The 20,773-nt window shown below is 64.1% G+C and carries 18 protein-coding genes; 6 read left to right on the top strand and 12 right to left on the bottom strand.

Features of this window, described 5'->3' with window-relative positions; all coding sequences use genetic code 11:
• Window positions 1-77 precede the first annotated feature (77 nt).
• Complete coding sequence (locus FXB41_RS06680) at window positions 78-1,487, bottom strand: M20 family metallopeptidase (RefSeq protein WP_219680702.1); 1,410 nt, start codon at window positions 1,485-1,487, stop codon at window positions 78-80.
• A 242-nt stretch (window positions 1,488-1,729) separates the two neighbouring features.
• Here FXB41_RS06680 and FXB41_RS06675 point away from each other — a divergent pair, with 242 nt between their 5' ends.
• Complete coding sequence (locus FXB41_RS06675; protein ID WP_007597036.1) at window positions 1,730-3,109, top strand: LLM class flavin-dependent oxidoreductase; 1,380 nt, start codon at window positions 1,730-1,732, stop codon at window positions 3,107-3,109.
• A 161-nt stretch (window positions 3,110-3,270) separates the two neighbouring features.
• Here FXB41_RS06675 and FXB41_RS06670 read toward each other — a convergent pair whose 3' ends face one another.
• The 4 genes from FXB41_RS06670 to FXB41_RS06655 form a co-directional block, all read right to left on the bottom strand.
• Complete coding sequence (locus FXB41_RS06670) at window positions 3,271-4,932, bottom strand: thiamine pyrophosphate-binding protein (protein WP_219680699.1); 1,662 nt, start codon at window positions 4,930-4,932, stop codon at window positions 3,271-3,273.
• A 105-nt stretch (window positions 4,933-5,037) separates the two neighbouring features.
• Window positions 5,038-5,541, bottom strand: coding sequence for a GFA family protein (locus FXB41_RS06665; RefSeq protein ID WP_007597039.1), 504 nt, complete (start codon window positions 5,539-5,541; stop codon window positions 5,038-5,040).
• A gap of 155 nt (window positions 5,542-5,696) precedes the next feature.
• Window positions 5,697-6,824 (bottom strand): alkene reductase, encoded by a 1,128-nt coding sequence (locus FXB41_RS06660; protein ID WP_219680695.1) that lies wholly within the window; start codon window positions 6,822-6,824, stop codon window positions 5,697-5,699.
• A 121-nt stretch (window positions 6,825-6,945) separates the two neighbouring features.
• On the bottom strand, window positions 6,946-8,442 hold the full coding sequence (locus tag FXB41_RS06655) for an aldehyde dehydrogenase family protein (RefSeq protein ID WP_007597043.1): 1,497 nt from the start codon (window positions 8,440-8,442) through the stop codon (window positions 6,946-6,948).
• A gap of 196 nt (window positions 8,443-8,638) precedes the next feature.
• Between FXB41_RS06655 and FXB41_RS06650 the strand changes: the two genes are divergently transcribed.
• Window positions 8,639-9,484: an SDR family NAD(P)-dependent oxidoreductase gene (locus FXB41_RS06650; RefSeq protein WP_007597044.1), complete on the top strand. Its 846-nt coding sequence runs from the start codon at window positions 8,639-8,641 to the stop codon at window positions 9,482-9,484.
• Between the two features lie 132 nt (window positions 9,485-9,616).
• Here the strand turns inward: FXB41_RS06650 and FXB41_RS06645 are convergent, their stop codons facing one another.
• The 6 genes from FXB41_RS06645 to FXB41_RS06620 form a co-directional block, all read right to left on the bottom strand.
• Window positions 9,617-9,823 carry a hypothetical protein gene (locus FXB41_RS06645; RefSeq protein ID WP_007615092.1) on the bottom strand — a complete coding sequence of 69 codons (207 nt, stop codon included), beginning with the start codon at window positions 9,821-9,823 and terminating at the stop codon, window positions 9,617-9,619.
• A gap of 71 nt (window positions 9,824-9,894) precedes the next feature.
• Entirely contained in the window at window positions 9,895-10,308 is a 414-nt protein-coding gene (locus FXB41_RS06640; protein WP_007597046.1) for a Rieske (2Fe-2S) protein, read from the bottom strand.
• 15 nt (window positions 10,309-10,323) lie between these two features.
• Window positions 10,324-11,436 carry an amidohydrolase family protein gene (locus tag FXB41_RS06635; RefSeq protein ID WP_007597047.1) on the bottom strand — a complete coding sequence of 371 codons (1,113 nt, stop codon included), beginning with the start codon at window positions 11,434-11,436 and terminating at the stop codon, window positions 10,324-10,326.
• Window positions 11,437-11,450: 14 nt separating this feature from the next.
• Window positions 11,451-12,515, bottom strand: a complete 1,065-nt coding sequence (locus tag FXB41_RS06630) for an amidohydrolase family protein (RefSeq protein WP_007597048.1) — start codon at window positions 12,513-12,515, stop codon at window positions 11,451-11,453.
• A 227-nt stretch (window positions 12,516-12,742) separates the two neighbouring features.
• Window positions 12,743-13,018, bottom strand: coding sequence for a YiaA/YiaB family inner membrane protein (locus tag FXB41_RS06625; RefSeq protein ID WP_007597050.1), 276 nt, complete (start codon window positions 13,016-13,018; stop codon window positions 12,743-12,745).
• Between the two features lie 40 nt (window positions 13,019-13,058).
• The gene (locus FXB41_RS06620) at window positions 13,059-13,754 is read right to left on the bottom strand and encodes a PspA/IM30 family protein (RefSeq protein WP_007597052.1); all 696 of its coding nucleotides are present in this window, start codon (window positions 13,752-13,754) and stop codon (window positions 13,059-13,061) included.
• Between the two features lie 101 nt (window positions 13,755-13,855).
• Here FXB41_RS06620 and FXB41_RS06615 point away from each other — a divergent pair, with 101 nt between their 5' ends.
• The 3 genes from FXB41_RS06615 to FXB41_RS06605 all read left to right on the top strand — a co-directional run bounded on the left by FXB41_RS06615 (window position 13,856) and on the right by FXB41_RS06605 (window position 17,747).
• A complete protein-coding gene (locus FXB41_RS06615; RefSeq protein ID WP_007597053.1) occupies window positions 13,856-14,464 on the top strand; it encodes a TetR/AcrR family transcriptional regulator in 609 nt (202 codons plus the stop codon).
• A 113-nt stretch (window positions 14,465-14,577) separates the two neighbouring features.
• Window positions 14,578-16,032: a dihydropyrimidinase gene (hydA, locus tag FXB41_RS06610; protein ID WP_007597060.1), complete on the top strand. Its 1,455-nt coding sequence runs from the start codon at window positions 14,578-14,580 to the stop codon at window positions 16,030-16,032.
• Window positions 16,033-16,127: 95 nt separating this feature from the next.
• On the top strand, window positions 16,128-17,747 hold the full coding sequence (locus tag FXB41_RS06605; RefSeq protein ID WP_219680692.1) for an ABC transporter substrate-binding protein: 1,620 nt from the start codon (window positions 16,128-16,130) through the stop codon (window positions 17,745-17,747).
• Here the strand turns inward: FXB41_RS06605 and FXB41_RS06600 are convergent.
• Window positions 17,744-19,087, bottom strand: coding sequence for a glycoside hydrolase family 3 N-terminal domain-containing protein (locus FXB41_RS06600; RefSeq protein WP_219680691.1), 1,344 nt, complete (start codon window positions 19,085-19,087; stop codon window positions 17,744-17,746). The genes FXB41_RS06605 and FXB41_RS06600 overlap by 4 nt on opposite strands.
• Window positions 19,088-19,274: 187 nt before the next feature.
• Here FXB41_RS06600 and FXB41_RS06595 point away from each other — a divergent pair, with 187 nt between their 5' ends.
• Complete coding sequence (locus FXB41_RS06595; protein WP_219680689.1) at window positions 19,275-20,765, top strand: DUF4153 domain-containing protein; 1,491 nt, start codon at window positions 19,275-19,277, stop codon at window positions 20,763-20,765.
• The last annotated feature ends 8 nt before the right edge of the window (window positions 20,766-20,773 follow it).

Genomic DNA, 20,773 nt, shown 5'->3' with positions numbered 1-20,773 from the left:
ATGCCGGCGGGATGCAAGCACAAATTGGGTTGGAATAGAATGTGACTTTTGGCTGGATCGCGGCTCCGGTTAACGGCTCAGGCCGGCGGGCGCGTTAGCGGTCTTGTTAGCGCGCTTGGCAATTCCCCGAGATCCCAGAACAGGCCGGCCATCACCGTCAAGGCCTCTTCGGTCAATGGCAGCAGGATGTGCTCATTGGGCGCATGCTGGGAGCAGCCGGGATAGGAGTGCGGCACCCAGATCGTCGGCAGGCCCAATATCTCGGAGAACACGTCGTTGGGCAACGAGCCGCCGAAATTCGGCAGCACCGCCGGCACTTTGCCGGTGGTCTGGCGCACCGAATCCGCCGCCCATGTGATCCAAGGGCTGTCGAAATCCGTGCGCGAGGCGGCAAAGCTCTGCGCCGCCCGGACCTCGACCATCGGAAAGCCCTTCTGCACCAGGTGCGCGCGAACCGCCTCGATCAGCCCATCGATCTTGGTGCCGACCACGAAACGCAGTTGCAGCACGGCATTGGCGTGGCCGGGAATGGCGTTGGCCGGCTTCTCGATATTGCCCGACGACATCGCCAGCACTTCGAGCGTGTTCCAGGCATAGAGCCGCTCGGCCGCCGAAAGACCCTCCTCGCCCCAGTTCTCGGCTAACGCCGGCTCGTCCTCGGTCGGCACCACCTGCACGTCCGCAAGATAGCTGCGGATCTGGTTGGTGAGGCGCGGCGGCTTCAGCGCGTCCAGCTGAAGGCGGCCGTGGCCGTCGACCAGCGTCGAGATCGCGTTGACCAGAATGGTCGCGGGGTTGGCGAGCACGCCGCCCCAATTGCCAGAGTGATGGCCGCCGTCGCGAAGGTTCACATCGAGATGAATGCGGATGCCGCCACGGCAGCCGAGGAACAGGGTCGGACGGTCGGCGGACAGGCGCGGCCCGTCGGAGGCCATGAACAGATCGGCCTTGAGCGCATCGCGATGGAGATCGCAGACCTTGCCGAGATCCGGCGAGCCGATCTCCTCGCCCATCTCGATGATGAACTTGGCGTTGAAGCCGAGCTTGCCGCCGCGGGCCTCGCGCACCGCGCGGAGTGCGGCCATGTTGATGCTGTGCTGGCCCTTGTTGTCGGCGGTGCCGCGACCGTAAAGACGTGTGCCCGAAACGGTGGTGCGCCAGGGATCGCGGCCGTCGCGCCACTCGCCTTCCATGCCGTCGACGACGTCGCCATGGCCGTAGATCAGCACGGTCGGCGCCGTCTCGCTCTCGCGGTGTTCGGCGAACAGGAACGGCGCCTTGCCGCTGGGAGATTCGATCATCCGGCTTTCGAAATCGAGCGCGGCGAAAGCGGGCACCATCTCCTGTTCCAGATAGGCGCGCAGCTCGACGCTCCGGTTCGGATTCTGGCTCTCGGTCCGATAGGCGACGCGACGGTCGAGTTCAGCGAGGAACGCGCCGGATTTGAAATCGTCACGGGCGCGGGCGATGGCATCGGCTCTGGTCATTATTTTCTTTTTTAGGTTGCGAGACGAAGGAGCATACCCGATACGGGCAGGCCTCCGAAAGTGGCGGGGACTTCGATAGTCTTGGGATTTCGTTCTTGCTCTCTTGAGATTGGCTTGCCAAGCGCGGCAGCGCCGCTGATTTTGGCCTTGCCAACGTCGCGCTATATGCAAGAACTTCGCCAAGTTCGGGCGCAGCTCTATCATTCGAAGAGTGCCCGGTACAGGGCGCCCGGGGGACCATCATGGCCAAGCAGATCAGGCTCAATGCATTTGCGATGAATTGCGTCGCGCACCAGTCACCGGGCCTTTGGACCCATCCGCGCGACCGCACTGCCGAATATACCCGCCTGCCCTACTGGATCGATCTTGCCAAAACGCTGGAGCGCGGCCGTTTCGACGGGCTGTTCCTGGCCGACGTGCTCGGCGTCTATGACGTCTACGGCAACAGTCCTGACGCAGCCTTGCGCAACGCGGCCCAGTCGCCCTCGAACGATCCGCTGCTGCTGCTGTCGGCAATGGCTGCGGTGACGCAGAATCTCGGCTTCGGCGTCACCAGCAATCTCTCCTTCGAGCCGCCCTATCCGTTCGCGCGGCGGATGTCGACGCTCGATCATCTCACCGAGGGACGTATCGGCTGGAATGTCGTCACCGGCTATCTCGACAGCGCCGCGCGCGGCGCCGGCAAGGACAAGCAGATCGGGCACGACGACCGCTACGAGATCGCGGACGAATATATGGAGGTCGTCTACAAGCTCTGGGAAGGGAGCTGGGAAGACGACGCCGTGCTGCGCGACCGCACGCGCGGCATCTTCACCGATCCCTCAAAAGTTCATCGCGTCAACCACGAGGGCGCGAACTGGCGCATCAACAACACCATTCATCTCAGCGAACCGTCGCCGCAGCGCACGCCGGTGCTGTACCAGGCCGGCACCTCGCCGCGCGGACGGAAGTTCGCAGCACAGCACGCCGAATGCGTGTTCATGTCGGGACCGTCGGCCAAGGTGATCGCGCCGCGCGTGTCGGCGATCCGTCAGGAGGCCGCCGCGTTCGGCCGCAATCCGGCGGAAATCCTGATGTTCTCGATGATGACGATCATCCTCGGGCGGACGGAGGCCGAGGCGAACGAAAAATATGCCGACTATCGCCGCCACATCAGCCCGGAGGGCGCGCTGGCGCTGATGTCGGGATGGACCGGAATCGACTTCTCCGGCTACGAGCTCGACCAGCAGGTGCGTCATGTCCAGAACGACGCCGGTCGCAGCGCACTCGATAACGTCACCCGCGCCGATCCCGATCGCGTCTGGACCGTGCGCGACGTCATCGAGCATGTCGGCGTCGGCGGCGCCGGCCCCGTCGTGGTCGGCACGCCGGAGATGGTCGCGGACAAGATCGAGGCGTGGTTCGAGGCGACCGATGTCGACGGTCTCAACGTCGCCTTCGCGATCTCACCTGGCGATTTCGAGGACATCGCCGATATGCTGGTGCCGGAGCTGACGCGCCGTGGGCGGTACAAGGCGGAGTACGCGCCGGGCACACTGCGCGAGAAGCTGTTCGGTGACGGGCGTGCAAGGCTGGGGGCGCCGCATCCGGCGGCGGGGTTCAGGGTGGGGAGGAAGGGGTAGCGTCTTAAGGTACGCTGTCATGCCCCGGCTTGACCGGGGCATCCAGTACGCCGCAGCGTCTCGACTCAATCACCGCCGCCTCTGGAATACTGGATCACCCGCCTTCGCGGGTGATGACGACTGAGAACGTGGCGGGCATCAGCGCCTCAAGTGACGCTGCCTCACACCTTCCCGTCCACCATCACCTCGATCAGTTTCGTCCCCGGCCGGCCAAACGCCGACGCCAGCGTCGCCTTCAACTCGCGGGGATCGCTGACCTTGATCGCCTCGCATCCCAGTGCCTTCGCCACGCCCGCGAAATCCACCGGCGGATCGACAAAATCCATGCCGACGTAATTGTCGTCGCCATGGAAGGCGAGCAGACGCTGCTTGATGATGCGATAGCCGCCATTGTTGGCAATGACCACATTGAGCGGCAGCTTGTGATGCGCTGCCGTCCACAGCGACTGGATTGAATACATCGCGCTGCCGTCGCCGGAGAAGCAGACCACGGGGCGATCGGGATTGGCGATGCTGGCGCCGACGGAGGCCGGCAGGCCCCAGCCAATGCCGCCCGAGGCAAGGCCGTGATAGCCGAAGCGGTCGCGGTGCGCACGGAGCGCCGTGATCTGGCGGCTCGAGGTGAGGCCTTCGTCGACGAGGATGGCATTGGCGGGCATGGCCTCCACCATTTGCAGCACCAGCCAGTCCGGATCGATGGGGCTGCGGTCCGCGGCCTTGCCGATCTGCTCGACCAGCGCGGTGCGCCGCGCGGTCCAGTTCTTCGGCGCAAGCTCGGCGAGACGTTGCTTCGCACGTTGCGCCAGGGCAGCGCCGCCCATCTCCTTCAGCACCGGGATCAGCGCGCGCAGCGTTTCCTTCAAATCCGCCTTCAGCGCGATCTCGGCACCGTAATTCTTGGCGATCTCCCAATCGCCGAGGCCGATCTGCACGATGCCAAGGCCCTCCGGCAGCGCATCGACCTCGCTGTAGACCGACATTCGCAAGGGATCGCCGCCGAGCGCGATCAAGAGGTCGTAGGCCGCAAGCGTGTTGCGCGCGACTTTCTGGACACGTGCCAACGTGCCGACGAAGCTCGGGCTCTCCGAGACGAAGTGCGAGCCATAGGGCGTCGAGGATTGGTAGGCAGCCGCACCGAGCACCTCGGCGAGTTCGGCGGCCTCCTTCAGCGCGTCGCTCTTCACCACCTCGTCCATGGTGACGATCACGGGACGCTCGGCCCTGAGCAGCCGCGCGGCGAACGCGTTTAGTGCCTCATCCGATGGCCTTGTGCGGGCATCAATGCGGGTGGAGCGGCCGAGATCGATCCCGGCCTCGCTGTTGAGGATGTCGCCGGGCAACGAAATGAACACCGGCCCGGTCGGCGGCGTGGTCGCGACTTTGGCGGCGCGGCGCACGATGCGCGGCAGATCCTCGAGGCGCGTCACCTCGACCGCCCATTTCACCAGCGGCTCGGCCATGCGGACCAGCGGTCCGTACAGCACCGGCTCCATCAGGCCGTGGCCCTGCTCCTGCTGACCCGCGGTCAGGATCATCGGCGTGCCCGTGAACTGGGCGTTGTAGAGCGAGCCCATCGCGTTGCCGAGGCCGGGCGCAACATGGACGTTGCAGGCGACGAGCTTTCCGGAGGCGCGGCTGTAGCCATCCGCGATCGCCACCACCAGACTCTCCTGCATCGCCATCACATAGGTGAGATCAGGATGGTCCTTCAGCGCATGCATGATCGGCAGCTCGGTGGTGCCGGGATTGCCGAACAGATGCGTGATGCCCTCGTCCTTGAGCAACGCGAGAAAGGCGGAGCGGCCGGTGATCTTGTTCTTCATGCTTCCTCCAGAGGCGGACGTTGCCGCAAGGACGGGCGCATGATGGCCGAAATCGCGGGAGGCGCGCAAGGAAGCGCAGTCATGGCTGCGTTGCGTGGGCGGGCGCTACATCTCCTCGCGCCCCAGCTCGAACGGATCCTCCCCGCCCGCCCGCTTCTTCTTTTTCGAGCGCTGCCAGACCACACCGGGAAAACCTTTCAACGGCACCAGCGGCTCGCCGGTATAGGCCCATTCCTGCAGCTCTTCGATGGCGATGTGATAGAGCGGCTGGCGGCCGGTGCGTTCCCTGAACAGCGCACGGGGGATGTTGACCATATGCGGCCCGCGCGGGCGCTCGTACGTGATCGGCGTGCCGCAATGCGCGCAGAAGCTGCGCGCGGTCTTCGTTGCCTTGTCCTCGTAGCGGGTCAGCGCCGTCTTGCCTGCGGTGATGCGAAACCGCTTCTTCCAGCTTCCGACATAGGTTGCATAGGCGGCGCCGTGGGCGCGACGGCTGGCGGCGGAGTGATCGTGCCAGGCCCAGCGTGCGGGCACGTCGATCTCGAAGGTGACCTTGCCGCAGAGGCATTGCCCGGTGGCTATACCTGCGGCGGCTGCGGCTTTGGCCATAGCACTTCCCCCATCGCTCGCAATGACGAAATTCGTGGTGTCCGTCGGGGCAACACAATAACTCCGTAGCCCGGATGAGCGAAGCGACATCCGGGAAGACCAGAGCTTGGGTGAAGACCCCGGATATCGCTTCGCTCATCCGGGCTACAGCAGTGTCAGACCGGCGTCAGTTCGTCATACACGGGATAATCCGTATAGCCCTTCTCCTCGCCACCATAGAATGTCGTACGGTTATACGGCGTGAGAGGGTAATCGTGCTGCAGGCGCCGCGGCAGATCGGGGTTGGAGATGAAGATGCGGCCGAAGGCGATGAGGTCGGCGTGGCCATCGGCGATCGCCGCATTCGCGGTTTCGCCGCTGAAGCCACCGGCCGTCATCAGCACGCCGCCGTAGAGCGGCCGGAACAGCAGCATCGCCGAGGGCACGTTCTGCCAATTGACTTCTGCGCGCCCCGAGCCGCTGGAGCGCGGTTCGATGAAATGCAGATAGGCTAGACCGAGCTTGTCAAGCGCCTTGACCACGTGCGTGTAGAGCGGCATCGGATCGGGCTCGCCGGAATCATTGGCAATGCCGTGGGGCGACAGCCGCACGCCGACGCGGCCCGCGCCCCAGACCTCGATCGCGGCCTCGGTCACTTCGAGCAGAAGCCGCGCGCGGTTCTCGATCGAACCGCCATATTGATCGGTGCGCTGGTTGCTGCGTGATTGCAGGAATTGCTCGAGCAGATAGCCGTTGGCGCCGTGGATCTCGACACCGTCGAACCCGGCGGCCAACGCGTTCTTCGCGCCCCGCCTGAACGCCTCGACGATGCCCTTGACCTCGTCCGTGTCCAGCGCGCGCGGCGTCTCGTAGTCGGAGATCTTGCCGTCGGCGGTCATTGCCTTCATGCCTTCGGCCCTGATCGGGATCGCCGAGGCCGAGACCGGCAGCTCCCCGCCGTGGAAGGAGGAATGCGAGACGCGGCCGACATGCCAGAGCTGGAGAAAGATGATGCCGCCCTTGGCGTGCACGGTGTCGACCACCTTGCGCCAGCCCGCGATCTGCGTCTCCGAATAGATGCCAGGCGTCGCCGGATTGCCGCGGCCGTGCGAGAGCACGGGCGAGGCCTCGGCGATGATCAGGCCGCCTTGAGTGGCGCGCTGACCGTAATATTCGGCGTTGAGCGGCCGCGGCGAAAAGCTCTCGCGCTCGGCCCGCATGCGCGTCAATGGCGCCATCGCGACGCGATGCGCGAGCTTGTACGGACCGACCTGCAACGGTTGAAACAACGCCTCGAATTTCATGCTGGTTCCAGAATGGCTAAGGAAGGATGCGCGTCATATAGCGAGGGGCGGCCACCCGAAAAGGCGCCGCCCCCACAAAAGCAGATATTCCCTGCCACGGAATCCGCGAAGAGAACAGACCTCAGCCCGTCTTGATCCACACCGCCTTCACGTTGAGATATTCCTCGACGTGCTGCTTGCCGGATTCGCGGCCGTAGCCGCTCATCTTGTAGCCGCCGAAGGGGACTGCCGGGTCCATCGCCTGGTAGCAATTCACCCACACCGAGCCGGCGCGCAGGCGCTTCGCAACCGCATGCGCCTTGCTGACGTCCCGTGTCCACAGGCCCGAGCCGAGACCGAACGTGGTGGCGTTGGCGCGCTTGACCAGCTCGTCCATGTCCTTGAATGCGATCGCGGAGATGACGGGTCCAAAGATCTCCTCCTGCGCGATCCGCATATTGTCCTGGACGCCCGCGAACACCGTCGGCGAGACGAAGAAGCCTTTTGAAAGCGCGCCTTCGGTGACGCGGCCACCGCCGGCGAGCGCCTTGGCGCCTTCCTTCTGGCCGATGTCGAGATAGCTGGTGACGCGCTCGAGCTGCTGCTCGGACACCAGCGGTCCGATCTGGGTGTTGGGGTCGAGACCGTTGCCCACTTGCAGCTTCTTGCCGAACTCGGCGACGCGGCCGACGAACTCCTCGTAGATCGACTGCTCGACGAACAGCCGGGTGCCGGCGCTGCAGATTTGCCCCGAATTGGCGAACACCGCCATCGCGGCGCCCGGCACGGCGGCATCGAGATCGGCGTCCGCGAACACGATGTCCGGCGACTTGCCGCCGAGCTCGAGCGAGACACGCTTGAGGTTGCCGGCCGAGGCGCGAATGATCGACTGGCCCGTGACATGCGAGCCGGTGAAGGCAACCTTGTCGACGTCGTGATGTGCGGCAAGCGCCGCGCCCGCGGTCTCGCCAAAGCCAGGCACGACATTGATGACGCCGGGCGGGACGCCCGCTTCCATCGCGAGCTCGGCGATGCGCAGCGACGTCAGCGGCGCTTCTTCGGCGGGCTTGAGCACGACGGTGCAGCCGGTCGCGATCGCCGGGCCGATCTTCCAGATCGTCGCGGTCAGCGGACCATTCCAGGGAATGATGGCGCCGACGACGCCGATCGGCTCCTTCAGTGTGTAGGAGAAGATTTCGCCGGGCAGCGAGTTCTCGATGGTCTCGCCATGGATCGCTGTGGTCTGGCCGGCATAATAGCGCAACATGCCGACGGCGCGCAGACGATAGGCGCGGGTACGGCTGAGCGGCGCGCCCATGTCGAGCGTGTCGAGCTGCGACAATTCGTCGAAATTCTTCTCGACGAGGTCGGCAAGCTTCAGCAGCAGGTTCTGCCGCTCGAACGGCTTGACCTTGCTCCAGGGCCCTTCGAAGGCGCGGCGAGCGGCAGCGACCGCACGGTCGATATCTTCCTTGTCGCCCTCGGCAACGGTTGCGAGCAGTTCGCCGGTCGCGGGGTTATGGGTCTCGAAGCGCTTGCCGGAGGCAGCATCGACCCACTTCCCGTCGATCAGCATCTGCTTGTAGGACCCGTTGGCGAACGGGTGGCGCGTGATTGGAATAGCCTGCGACACAGCCATGGCTGAACTCCCTGTCAATGATTGATTGGTTCGATCTGGGCGGGATCGTTAGGTCGATAGAATACTGCGGTGCCGGACAGGCGTAAAGGAGAGGCGCAAAGTCGGTGCGGAACGAAGACCTCCCATGCCGACTTGTGCAGGGTCGCGCAAGTGTCGTGTTATGTCACGACCGAGCCCCTCCCCCGGAGACCGAACCATGCCGCATCCCGCGATCGTCAAAGACAATGTAGCCGTGATCACCGGCGGTGCGTCCGGCATCGGATTCGCCGCCGCAGCAGCCTTCGCGCGGAACGGCATGAAAGTGTGTATCGCCGATGTGGATCAAACGCGGCTGGCGGACGCCGCAACAAGACTCTCATCCCTGACGTCCGCCACACATGTGATGCCCTTCGCGATCGACGTCAGCAAGGCCGAGAGCGTGGCGGAACTCGAGCGCGCCGTGCGCGAGCGCTTCGGCGGCACCGACATCCTCATGAACAATGCGGGCATCCAGCCCGGCAGCACGTTGTTCGGCGAACCCGACAATTGGCAGCGCATTATCGGCGTCAACATGTGGGGCATCATCACTGGCTCGCGCATCTTCGCGCCCAACATGATCGCGCGCGGCAGGGCGGGGCTCATCATCAACACCGGCTCGAAGCAGGGCATCACCACCCCGCCCGGCGATCCCGCCTACAACGTCTCCAAGGCCGGCGTGAAGGCCTTTACGGAAGCGCTGCAGCACGAGTTGCGGAACACTGCGGGTTGCCGCATCACCGCGCATCTGCTGATTCCCGGCTTCGTCTTCACGGCCCTTACCGCGAAGGGCCGGACAGAGAAGCCGGCCGGCGCCTGGACGGCCGAGCAGACCGTGGATTTCATGTTGGCGCGGCTGGAGGCCGGCGATTTCTACATCCTGTGCCCGGACAACGACGTCCCGCGCGCGCTCGACGAAAAGCGCATGCTGTGGGCCGCCGGTGACATCGTGGAGAACCGCCCGCCGCTGTCACGCTGGCATCCGGACCATGCGGATGCATTCGCGAAGTTCGTGAAGGGGAATTAGGCTGTTTGATCCTCATGGTGAGGAGCGCGGAACGCGCGTCTCGAACGATGCAGGCCCGGTTGGGGCCCTCGACCCTTCGAGACGCCCGCTTCCGGCGGGCTCCTCAGGATGAGGGTTTACACAGGGGGCGCTCTACAGCGTCTCTTGCTGATGCCCGCAATTCTTGCAGGCGAACTTGATGCGGGTCTGGCCCTTTGGCGCCTGCACACGGTTCGGGGCGCCGCATTTACCGCAGACGGCCTCGATGCGGGTATCACCCTGCTTGACGACGACGGTTTTCTTTTCCATCGATTCGCGGATCAGGCGCTCAGCCTCCTCACGCAGGGATTGTTTCGACAAAGCTCGTCTCCGCCATAAATGCGGGCGAGGCTTATCCCACCTGCGGCAAAATCACAATCCGAAACGGCTGCTCAGACCTCCACAATCACGTAGCTGTCCTCGACATGCACCGGAAAGGTCTCGGCAACATACGGGCCTTTCTGGAGTTCCTCGCCGCGCTCCACAGCGACCGGATATGACCTTATCTTGACGCGCTTCGGATCGAACCACGACTGGCCGTTGCGCATGTCGAACTCCCAGCCGTGCCAGGGACAGCGCAGCATCTCGCCGACGCGCGAGCGCTGATAGATGCCGGGCTCGGGCGAGGTCAGCCGCGCCACGCACGCCGCTTTCTCCAGCGGCGCGCCTTCGTGCGGGCAGCGGTTCAGCAGCGCGAAGAACTCGCCATGGACGTGGAACACGACGATGTCGCGGCCCGCGACATCGACCACCTTGTTGCCACCGGGTGGGATCTCCGAGGTGGACGCGACGATGTGACGGGCCATACCGTGCAGACCTTCTCAGAACTTGTAGACCGCGCGGGCATTGGTGCTGAAGATCTTCTTTCGCTCGGCCTCCGTCAGCGGCGTCTTGAAGGCGAAGCGCGGATCGTCGAAATCCCAGTGCGGATAGTCCGACGAGAACAGGAGACGATCGATGCCAACCCATTCGATCAGAGAGCGCAGGTGGCGGGCTTCGTCAGGCTCGTCGATCGGTTGCGTCGTGAACCAGAAATGCCCGCGGACATATTCCGACGGCTTGCGCTTGAGATGCGGCACCTCGCTGCGGAAGCGCTCGAAATGCTGGTCCATTCGCCACACCGCGGACGGAATCCAACCGAAGCCGCCCTCGATGAAGACAAACTTCAATTTCGGAAAACGCTCCGGCACACCCTCGATCACGAGACTGGCAAGCTGCGCCGCAATGGTGTGCGCGTTGGACTGGTGTTCCTCGACGTAATAGGACGGCCAGCCGCCACCGGTCGGCGCATGCCCGCCATAGCCGCCGACATGGATGCCGAGCGGCAGACCTAGTTCCTGGGCACGCTCGTAGATCGGCCAGTAGCGGCGACGGCCCAGCGGCTCGTTGGCGCGCGGCGAGACGTTGATCTGGACGTATTCGCCGATTTTCGCGCAGCGTTCGATCTCGGCGATGGCGAGATCAACACCGTCCTGCCCGACCAGGATCGAAGCCTTCAGGCGCGGGTCGCGATGCGACCAGAACGCCAGCTGCCAATCGTTGATGGCACGCTGGATTGCGGCGCCGAATTCGAGGTTCTGCTGCGAGAAGATGAAGAGATCGAGCACCTGCAAAATCCCGAACTCAACGTCGAGCGGATCGAGATGCTGCTTCTGCATGAAGGCGAGATCCGAACCGGGCGGCCCGCCCGTCGGCGGCCACGCATCGCGGCGCGCGATCAGCGGCGAAGAGCGCGGATAGGGCGTGGTGAACAGATAGGGCGTGCGCAAATGGCTGCCATATTCCTTCAGATGCTGCTGCCAGCGCTTTGGCAGGAACTCGTTGAGATCGTCGAACGAATGCAGACTCGGATGGACGTCGCAATCGACGATGCGCAGCCGCGAAGCGGCGGGCTTCTCGTCTTCCCGCAGCGGGCGGTCGATGACCTCACTCATGCAAACCTCCAAGGTCAGTTAGCGAGCGACAGCCGCGGAAACGTCTCCAGCGGGTTGTCCACGCACATCTTCGAGATGATGCTGTTCGGCAGGTTCGGCGGGATCGGATCGTCGCCGTCGAACTGCCAATGCGGATAGTCGGACGCGAACAGGAACATCTTCTCAGAACCGATCTGGTCGATGATCTCCTCAACGCTTCTGACGTCACCCGGCGCATCGAACGGCTGCATGGTGACGCGAAAATTGTCGCGAATAATCGCAGCCGGCTCGCGCTCGACCCAGGGCACCTCGACGCGCACCCCGCGCCAGGTCTTGTTGGCTCGCCACATGAAGGCCGGCAGCCAGCTCACGCCGGATTCCATCAGCACGACTTTGAGATTCGGAAACTTGCCGAACACGCCCTCATAGATCAGGCTCAAGATCTGCGCCTGAAATGCCTGTGCCTCGACGAAGTAATATTCGTAGCGGTGCGACGGCCATCCGGCCGAGCTCGGCGCCTGCCGATATTGCGTGCCGGCGTGGATCGCGAGCGGCAGCTTGTACTTTTCCGCGAGCCGATAGACCGGCCAGAAATGCCGCCGTCCCAAGAGCGTCTCGCCCTGCGCCAGCACGAGGATAGAGACGAAGCGGTGATCGCCGGCGCGGCGCTCGATCTCCTCGACCGCCAGATCCGGGTCCTGCATCGGCACCACGATCGAGGCACGCAAGCGCGGATCGCGCGACAGCCACTCAGTGGCGATCCAGTCGTTGATCGCCTTGCAGAAGTCGGCCGCCATGTAGGGGTCGAACACGGCCTGCGCGCCATAGAGCACGTTGATGATCGCGTGACTGGCACCCAACTGCTCGAACGCGCCCTTCTGCACCATCGCGAGATCGGAACCGGGCTTTGTGCCGTTCGCCGGACGCCAGTCGGCGCGGCCGCTTAGCGGCATGCTGGGCGGATAGGAGGTGAGATCGAGCCCGTCGATGGCGCGGCTCACGACCTGCTCTTTCCAGTGATCGCTGAGATAGGGCAGTAGCGTCGTGCGCGTGCCACCAACCGCCGGGTGGATGTCGCAGTCGATCCGCGTCGCTGCCATGAGGTTCCTCGCCGAGATCTTGTAAGCACATCTTATTGGCGGCGTTCTTGTGCGCCGCCTGTGAAGACTGCCCCTGCCCGTGCGGTTGCGCAAGAGCGCACGCCCGCGCGATCGTCATGGCTCTGTTGCATTTCGCAGGCGCGATATGAGGTGTCGCGAACTGCGTTCCGGCGCCGAAGCCGCGGAGCGCATTGCTCCGCTGCTTCCTTGCGGATTGTCTATGCCCGTCAAGCGGCCTTGGAGACTTCCATCAGCAGACGTTCCGCCTTGGCATCCTCGATGCGGTTCACCATCCGGCTGCTTTCGTGATTGTCGCGGATGGTCTTGGTCAGGGTGACGCAGGTCTGGATCAGCATCACAACCCCCATGGTGAGATAGCCCTTCATCCAGAAATCGATCGGCAGGAAGAAGATGCCGATGGCGACGAGGAAGGCGGAGGCTGCAAAGGACACGTAAGTGAAGGTCACCCAGGCGCCGCTGTGGGGCTGGCCATTCTGGTTCATGATGGTCTCCTGTTGGTTCGAATGATGATGGGGATTGGGATCAGACAGTCGGCGTGCGCTTGGACTTCAACCGCGCCAGCACGTCGTCTGCGGTCGTCTTGAGCCGGGGGCCAAAACCCTGCTCGGCGAGTTTTTCGGCGGTGGCGCGCGGGCCGGTGGCCGCGTCGAGCTCGACCAGCGCGTCGTCAGCGGCCTGGGCTTCCATCTGCCGCTCACGAAGACGCCTCAAAGTGCTCTCCGCCTCCGGCAGCGTGGATTCGTAGGGGCGTGCCGCCTCGATGCCGCTGCGGCGAAGCGAGCGCACCGCTTCCGAGGCACGGGCGACGCGGCGGCCGCGGTCGAGCTCGGTGATGCGGGCTTGCGCGCTTGCGACGTGCCGCTTCAGCCGCGCAATCTCGGTTGCGAACAAGGCGCGTGCCGTCAGCGCTGCATCGCGATCGGCCTCCAGGCCTGCGATGACTTCGGCGGCATCGTTGGCGAGATCCTCGCGGCCGCCGTCGAGCGCCGCAACCGCGCGCGTCTCGAGATCGGCGATGCGGGCGACGGTCGCCTCGAGCTTGCGACCTTCTTGCTGGTCCTGCGCGATCGCCAGCGCCAAGGTCCGTTTGCCACGCTCGAGGGCGGCTGCCGCGTCGCGCATCTGTTGATCGAGGATCAGAAGGGCCGTCCGGTCTTCCAGCTCCTCGCCGGCGGCGGCCACGCTGCCGCGGAAAAGTGTCACTACGGTCTTGAACATTGTTGGCTCCCTGTTATGAGCGCTGCTCACGTTTGTTTGTAGCAAGAAACTTGAACTTCGTTCAAGAAATGTTTGAGCAGCGCTCAGAAATTTGATTGCAAATGGCTAAGGCATTGGAACGCAGAGAGAAACTTCGATCCGATCTGATCTTGGCGGCGGAACGAATGATCGCCGAGAAGGGATTGGCGGGCCTGAAAACCCGCGATCTCGCCCGCGAGATCGGCTGCGCCAACGGCGCGGTCTACAATCTCGTCGCCGATGTGGACGAGCTGATCCTGCGCGTGGGCTCGCGCACTTTGCTTCGGCTCGACCAGGCCCTGAGCACGGCGGAAAGCGCGGGCGAGCCGTCGCCGCAGGGGAGGCTGGTCCGCATCGCCCTCGCCTATTGCGATTTCGCCGCGGAAAATCTCGAACTGTGGCGCGCTCTGTTCGAGCACCGCATGGACGCCGACAAGCCCCTTCCTGATTGGTCCATCGACGACCAGATGCAGCTGTTCCGCCACGTCCACGAGCCGCTGGCCGCGCTGTTTCCAAAACGCGGTCGGGAGGAGCTCGGCATCACTGCGCGCAGCCTGTTCTCGGCGGTGCATGGCATGGTGGCGCTGGGGCTGGAGCAGAAGCTGGTCGCGGTACCGCTACCGGCGCTTCGGGCGGAAATCGCGGGCTTGGTGCGCGCGATGATCGACGGGCTGATCGCGCGGGCGGCGTAGAGGCTGAGAGCGCACAGCTCAACTGTCGGCGGCGACTGGCTAAAATTTCACCTGTCACATCCCATGCAGCGCGCTTAGCTTCGCGAGGTCCACTTCCCTCTCCGGAGCATCCAATGCCCCTCCTCATCCGCGGCGGCACCGTCGTCAATCATGATCATTCGCGCCGCGCGGACGTGCTAATCGACGGCGCGACCGTCGTCGCGGTCGGGCAATCGCTCGACGCGCCCACCGGCAGCGAGATCATCGATGCCGGCGGCGCCTACGTCATCCCGGGCGGCATCGATCCGCACACCCATCTCGAAATGCCGTTCATGGGCACTGTCACCGCGGACGATTTCGAATCAGGGACTAAGGCGGCGCTGGCCGGTGGCACCACCATGGTGGTGGATTTCTGTCTGCCCGATCCCGGCCAGTCGATGCTCGCGGCCTATCAGGAGTGGCGGCACAAATCCGAGAAGGCGGCCTCCGACTACGGCTTCCACATGGCCGTAACATCCTGGTCGAAGCAGATCCATGACGAGATGGAGACCGTGGTCAAAACCTACGGCATCAACACCTTCAAGCACTTCATGGCCTACAAGGGCGCGCTGATGGTGAACGACGACGAGCTCTACAACTCGTTCGCCCGCTGCGCCCATCTCGGCGCCATGCCCGTCGTGCATGCGGAGAACGGCGACGTCGTCGCCCTGATGCAGGAGGCGCTGATCGCGCGCGGTGTCACCGGGCCAGAGGGACACGCGTATTCACGGCCACCGGAGGTCGAGGGCGAAGCCACCAACCGCGCCATCATGATCGCCGACATGACGGGGACGCCAGTCTACATCGTACACACGAGCTGCCGCGAAGCGCATGAGGCGATCGCGCGGGCACGCGCAGCTGGCAAGCGCGTCTATGGCGAGCCGCTGATCCAGCACTTGCTGCTGGACGCCGGTGAATATCAGAACAAGGATTGGGATCATTCCGCGCAGCGCGTGATGTCGCCGCCGTTCCGCGACAGGTCGCATCAGGATAGTCTTTGGGCCGGTCTCCAAGCCGGCTCGCTGCAAGTGGTCGCGACCGACCACTGCGCCTTCACTACCGAGCAGAAACGATTCGGGCTCGGCGATTTCAGAAAGATCCCGAACGGCACCGGCGGCCTCGAAGATCGTCTTGCGCTGCTGTGGACAGCGGGCGTTGCAACAGGACGGCTGACCAAGGAAGAGTTCGTCGCGGTGACCTCGGCGAACATCGCCCGCATCCTCAACATCTATCCGCGCAAAGGCGCGGTCGCCGTCGGATCGGACGCGGATGTCGTGGTTTGGGACCCCAAGGCGAGCAGGACCATCAGCGCGAAGCGGCAGATGAGCCGGATCGACTACAACGTGTTCGAGGGCTTTTCCTGCACCGGCGGACCGGCGGCGACGCTGTCGCGCGGCCGAATCGTCTGGAAGGATGGCGATCTGCGCGCCGAGGCCGGTGACGGCCATTATGTCGAGCGCCCGGCGTTCTCGCCGGTGCATGTCGCCAATTCCACTTGGAAAGAGCTGACCGCCCCGCGCGCCGTGCGCCGCGGAGCGGTGACGCCGTAGGACTGAGATCCGCACGGGATGCGACGCCGTGAAGCGCGGCCGATGGCATGCGCCTTGCCTCTTTATGGTGCAAATTTCTCAAGAGTGGGGCACCCATGAGCGCATCATCATTCGAACTAAACCGTCGCGGCGTGCTCGGCGGCCTCGGCCTCGCCGGAATGACCGCCCTCGCTCCGCGCTTTGCCACGGCGCAAGGGCGCAGCGAGACGCTGCTGGTGGTGCAGGAACTCGGGCCGAACTCGCTCGACATGCAGGGCGTCGGCTCCAACCAAACCGTGAACGGGCTGTCCTGGAATTGCTACGATCGCCTGCTGAGCTACGCCTCCAAGACGCTCCCCGACGGCACGCTGTCCTATGACCGCGAAACGCTCGCGCCTGAACTCGCCGAGAGCTTCGAGGTTGCGGCCGACGGCATGTCCTGCACTTTCAAATTGCGAAAGGACGCGAAATTCCACGACGGCACGGCGGTCACCGCGAAAGACGTCAAATGGTCGTTCGACCGCGCGGTGAAGGTCGGCGGCTTTCCGACCTTCCAGATGTCGGCGGGATCGCTGGAAAAACCCGAGCAGTTTGTCGTGGTCGACGATCACACCTTCCGCATCGACTATGTGCGCAAGGACAAGATGCTGCTGTTCAACGTCGCGGTGGTCGTGCCCTTCATCATCAACTCGGAGCTTGCGAAAAAGAACGCGACGGCGGAAGACCCGTGGGCACTGGCGTGGCTCAGGAACAACGAGGCCGGCGGCGGCGCTTACAGGATCGAAAGCTGGAAACCGGGCAGCGAGACCGTGCTGGCGCGCTTCGACGATTGGAAGAGCGGACCTCTCCCGAAGCTCCGGCGCGTGATCGCGCGCGACGTCCCTTCCGCCGGCACCCGCCGCGCCATGCTGGAGCGGGGTGATGCGGACATTTCCAGCGGCTTTGCACCGCGTGACTTCGAGCAGATCATCAAGGAGGGTAAGGTCAAGGTTTCGGGCGTGCCGATCCCGAACGCGCTCTGGTCCGTCGCGCTCAACACGGCAAAGCCGCCGTTCGACAATGTGAAGCTGCGCCAAGCCGTCGCCTGGGCGATGCCGTATGAGCAGATCCAGAACAGCGCGTTCTTCGGGCGTGCCGTTCCCATGTATGGCGGAGCAGCAGACGTCTCAAAGCCGGTCTGGCCGCAGGCGTTTCCCTACGTCACCGATCTCGACAAGGCCAAAGCGTTGATGAAGGAGGCGGGATTCGAAAGCGGCTTGGAGACAACGTTGTCGCTCGACACCGGCACCGCCACGGTCGGCGAGCCGACCGCGATCCTGATCCAGGAAAGTCTCGCCAAGATCGGCATCAAGGCGGCGATCGAGAAGATCCCCGGCGCGAACTGGCGCACGACGCTGAACAAGAAAGAGCTGCCTCTGGCGCTCAACCGCTTCAGCGGCTGGCTCGACTATCCCGAATACTACTTCTACTGGAATTTCCACGGCAACAATTCGATCTTCAACATCTCCTCCTACCAGAACAAGGAAATGGACGCGCTGATCGACAAGGCACGGTTCACCACGGATGCTGCCGAGTACGACAAGGCCGTGAAGGATTTCATCGCGCTCTGCATGCGCGATGTTCCCGTCGTCCCGCTCAACCAGCCGATCCACGATGTCGCCATGCAGAAGGCCATCACCGGTTACGAGTTCTGGTTTCATCGCGAGCCGGACTACCGTCAGTTCGCGAAGGGCTAGTTTTGGCGGGCGACGCTCACGGGGCGTGAGGCGGCTCGCGCCTGCTCGGACGGGAAACCCCGCGCGAGCCGCGCCTCGCTCGCGCTCAGCATCGCCGTATCGAGCTTGCCCTGCCGCGATCCATCCAGGGCGCAAGCGAAAATCCGGTAGAATTGCGCGCCGTCATAGGCGACCAGCAGCAGATCGACGCCCGCGTTGATAGCCTCGACAACGGCCCGGCAGACGTCGTGCTGGTAGATCGCCCCCATCACGAGATCGTCGGTCATGACGACGCCCTGATAGCCCCATTTGTCGCGAATGATCCCCTCGACGACGCGCTTCGAATGCGAGGCAGCTCGGTCGGGATCGACGGCCGTGAGCGTGACGTGCCCGACCATGAGCGCGCTGCGCGAATGCGACAGCACCTCGCGGAACGGAAGCCAGTCGGTTGCTTCCAACTCCTTCACCGGCGTGTCGAGATTGGCGCTGAAATGATGCGTGTCGGTGCGAACGCGGCCGATGCCGGGAAAATGCTTGAGCGTGGCACCGACGCCGGATTCTTCCAGCCCACGCACATAAGCGCTCGCGATCGCGCCGACGACGGCCGGATCGGTCGCAATCGCGCGCTGACCGATGAGTGTGTGAAAGTCGAGGCGATTGCGCCGGACCGGCGGTTTGAGATCGAGCACTGGTGCAAGATTGAGGTTGACGCCGAGCCCGGCGAGTTCACGTCCGTGGATGCGGCCGAACCCTGCCGCTTTGGCCTGCTGGTCATCGGGGGCAAGCCCGGCAAGCGTCGCCAGCGCCGGCAGCTTCGTCAACGGCGGCGCAAGATGCCCGACGATGCCGCCCTCCTGGTCCGCGGCGACGACCAGCGCCGGCAGGCCGGCGGCTCGCCGCTTGTCCTGGAGCGCCGCGATCTCGGCACGCAGCGCCTCCACGGTCCGCCCCCGGATGTTGTGCCGGGTGACGTAGATGCCGCCGATCAATCCTTGCTCGGCAAGGCGCGCGATCTCCGGGAAGGAGGAATAACCGACCATGAAGTGAGGTCCGAGCTGACGCGCCTCGGCCGCACTGGCGGCAAGAACATCGTACTTGCGCAGTTCGAATTTCAGGTGCGCCGCCGACATCAGGAGCGGCGGTACGCACCAGACTATGACAAGGAGCCGGCCGGCGATCGTGCGCCAACGCCCGCTACGCAGCAGGATGAGCACAATCACGATGCTTGTGAGGACAAGCGCGATGTTTCCGGCGCCCCGCAGCACGAGCAGATAAGGATCGTTCTTGTTCGCGGCCGCAAATGCGACGAGAGGCGCGGCCAACCAGAGTAGGATGAGACCGATGCGATTGAGGAATTGCATGATGCGTCACGCCCAAGGTGATGAACGCATCGCACCTATCAAAGCGATTCGCGCCGCGTAAGGACCAAAAGCGCGCCTGCACATAATCTGCAAAAGACTCCTGAAATCGTGCAGACGACGATCCCGCCTTCTGCACAAACGACGTTCAAACTTCGTGATGCCGCCCATCACGAAAGGTCTTCCGGACATGACGAGCCTGGCTACGACGATCACCTCGGACCTCCAGCCGATCAGGCCTTCCTCGATTCCGCCCAAAGTCGGCCTCGCGCTGGTTCTCGCCGCGCTCGCCGACTGGCTGTTCTACGGCCAGCGGATCGGGCTATCGCTGACGCTCTTTGCGATCGCGACGGCTTTGGTATCGGCGCTCTTCAATCATACGACCCTGGATTTGCGGCGCGCCACGATCGGCGGGAGTATTCTCGTCGCCGGCCTCGTCCCGGCCATCGAGGAGGTCAACACGCTGTCCTTCCTGATCCTGCTCGCGTCACTAATGATTGCGCTCCTGCTCGCGACCAATCCGGAAACGACCGGGCTCCCTGAACGTGCCCGCGCGCTGCGCAACCTCTTCCTGCTCGGGCCCTTCAGGTTCTTCCTCGACGCGCTGCATATCTTCAGCATGTCGGGGTTCACCCGCGGCATCGCACTCTGGCTGATGCCTGCTGTGCTGAGCACCGTCTTCGTCGCGCTGTTCGCGGCCGCCAATCCGGTGATCGAGCAGTGGGTGTCTCTGCTCAATCCAAAGCTCATCCTCGACTATGTCAGCATCCCGCGCGTGCTGTTCTGGACCATGATGCTGGCGCTGGTCTGGCCGTCCATCCATGTGCGCTGGCGGCGCAAGACGATTGCCACAACGACGATCGTCGATGGCCCCGTGCCGCCGCCACTGCCGTCCCAAGTCTCGGCTGAGTTCCTGGGCCCCTCCACCATTCTGCGCTCGCTGATCCTGTTCAATCTGCTGTTCGCGGCACAGTCCATTCTCGACGGCATCTACCTCTGGGGCCATGTCGCGCTGCCGGCCAATTTGACCTATGCGGCCTATGCTCATCGCGGCGCCTATCCGCTGATCGCGACCGCGCTCCTCGCCGCCGCCTTCGTGCTGGTGGCGATGCGGCCGGGCGGTCCGGCGGAGAAATCGAAGATTGTCCGGCCGCTGGTCTATCTCTGGGTGGGACAGAACGTCCTGCTGGTTGCCTCCGCCATCCTTCGCCTCGACCTTTACGTTGACATCTACATGCTGACCTACTGGCGCATCGCAGCCTTCATCTGGATGGGGCTGGTGGCGCTCGGGCTGATCCTGATTGTCGCCCGCATCGCGCTCGACCGCTCCAACCGGTGGCTTGTCGGCGCCAATCTGATCGCGTTAACGATCACGCTGTATGGCTGCTCGCTGGTGAACTTCGATGCGTTCATCGCCGACTATAATCTGAGCCACAGCAACGAAATGTCGGGTAAGGGCTTGAACATCGATGCCAACTACCTCTTCACACTTGGACCGCAGGCGCTGCCTGCCCTCGACAAGGTCATCGCTCATCGGTCGGACGACAACTGCCTTGGGTCGCGGCGCGATCGGCTTGTAGAAGTCCAGCTTCAGGATCTGGCTTGGCGGAGCTGGGGCTTCCGGAATTGGCGACTCCAGCGCAGGCTGGACGCGCTGGCGAAAGCTCGGCCGACGGGCTAACGAGGCAG

This window comes from Bradyrhizobium canariense, from assembly GCF_019402665.1.
GTDB lineage: Bacteria > Pseudomonadota > Alphaproteobacteria > Rhizobiales > Xanthobacteraceae > Bradyrhizobium > Bradyrhizobium canariense.
The sequence above is the reverse complement of the archived record's forward strand: the minus strand, read 5'-3'. Positions and strand labels throughout refer to the sequence as shown.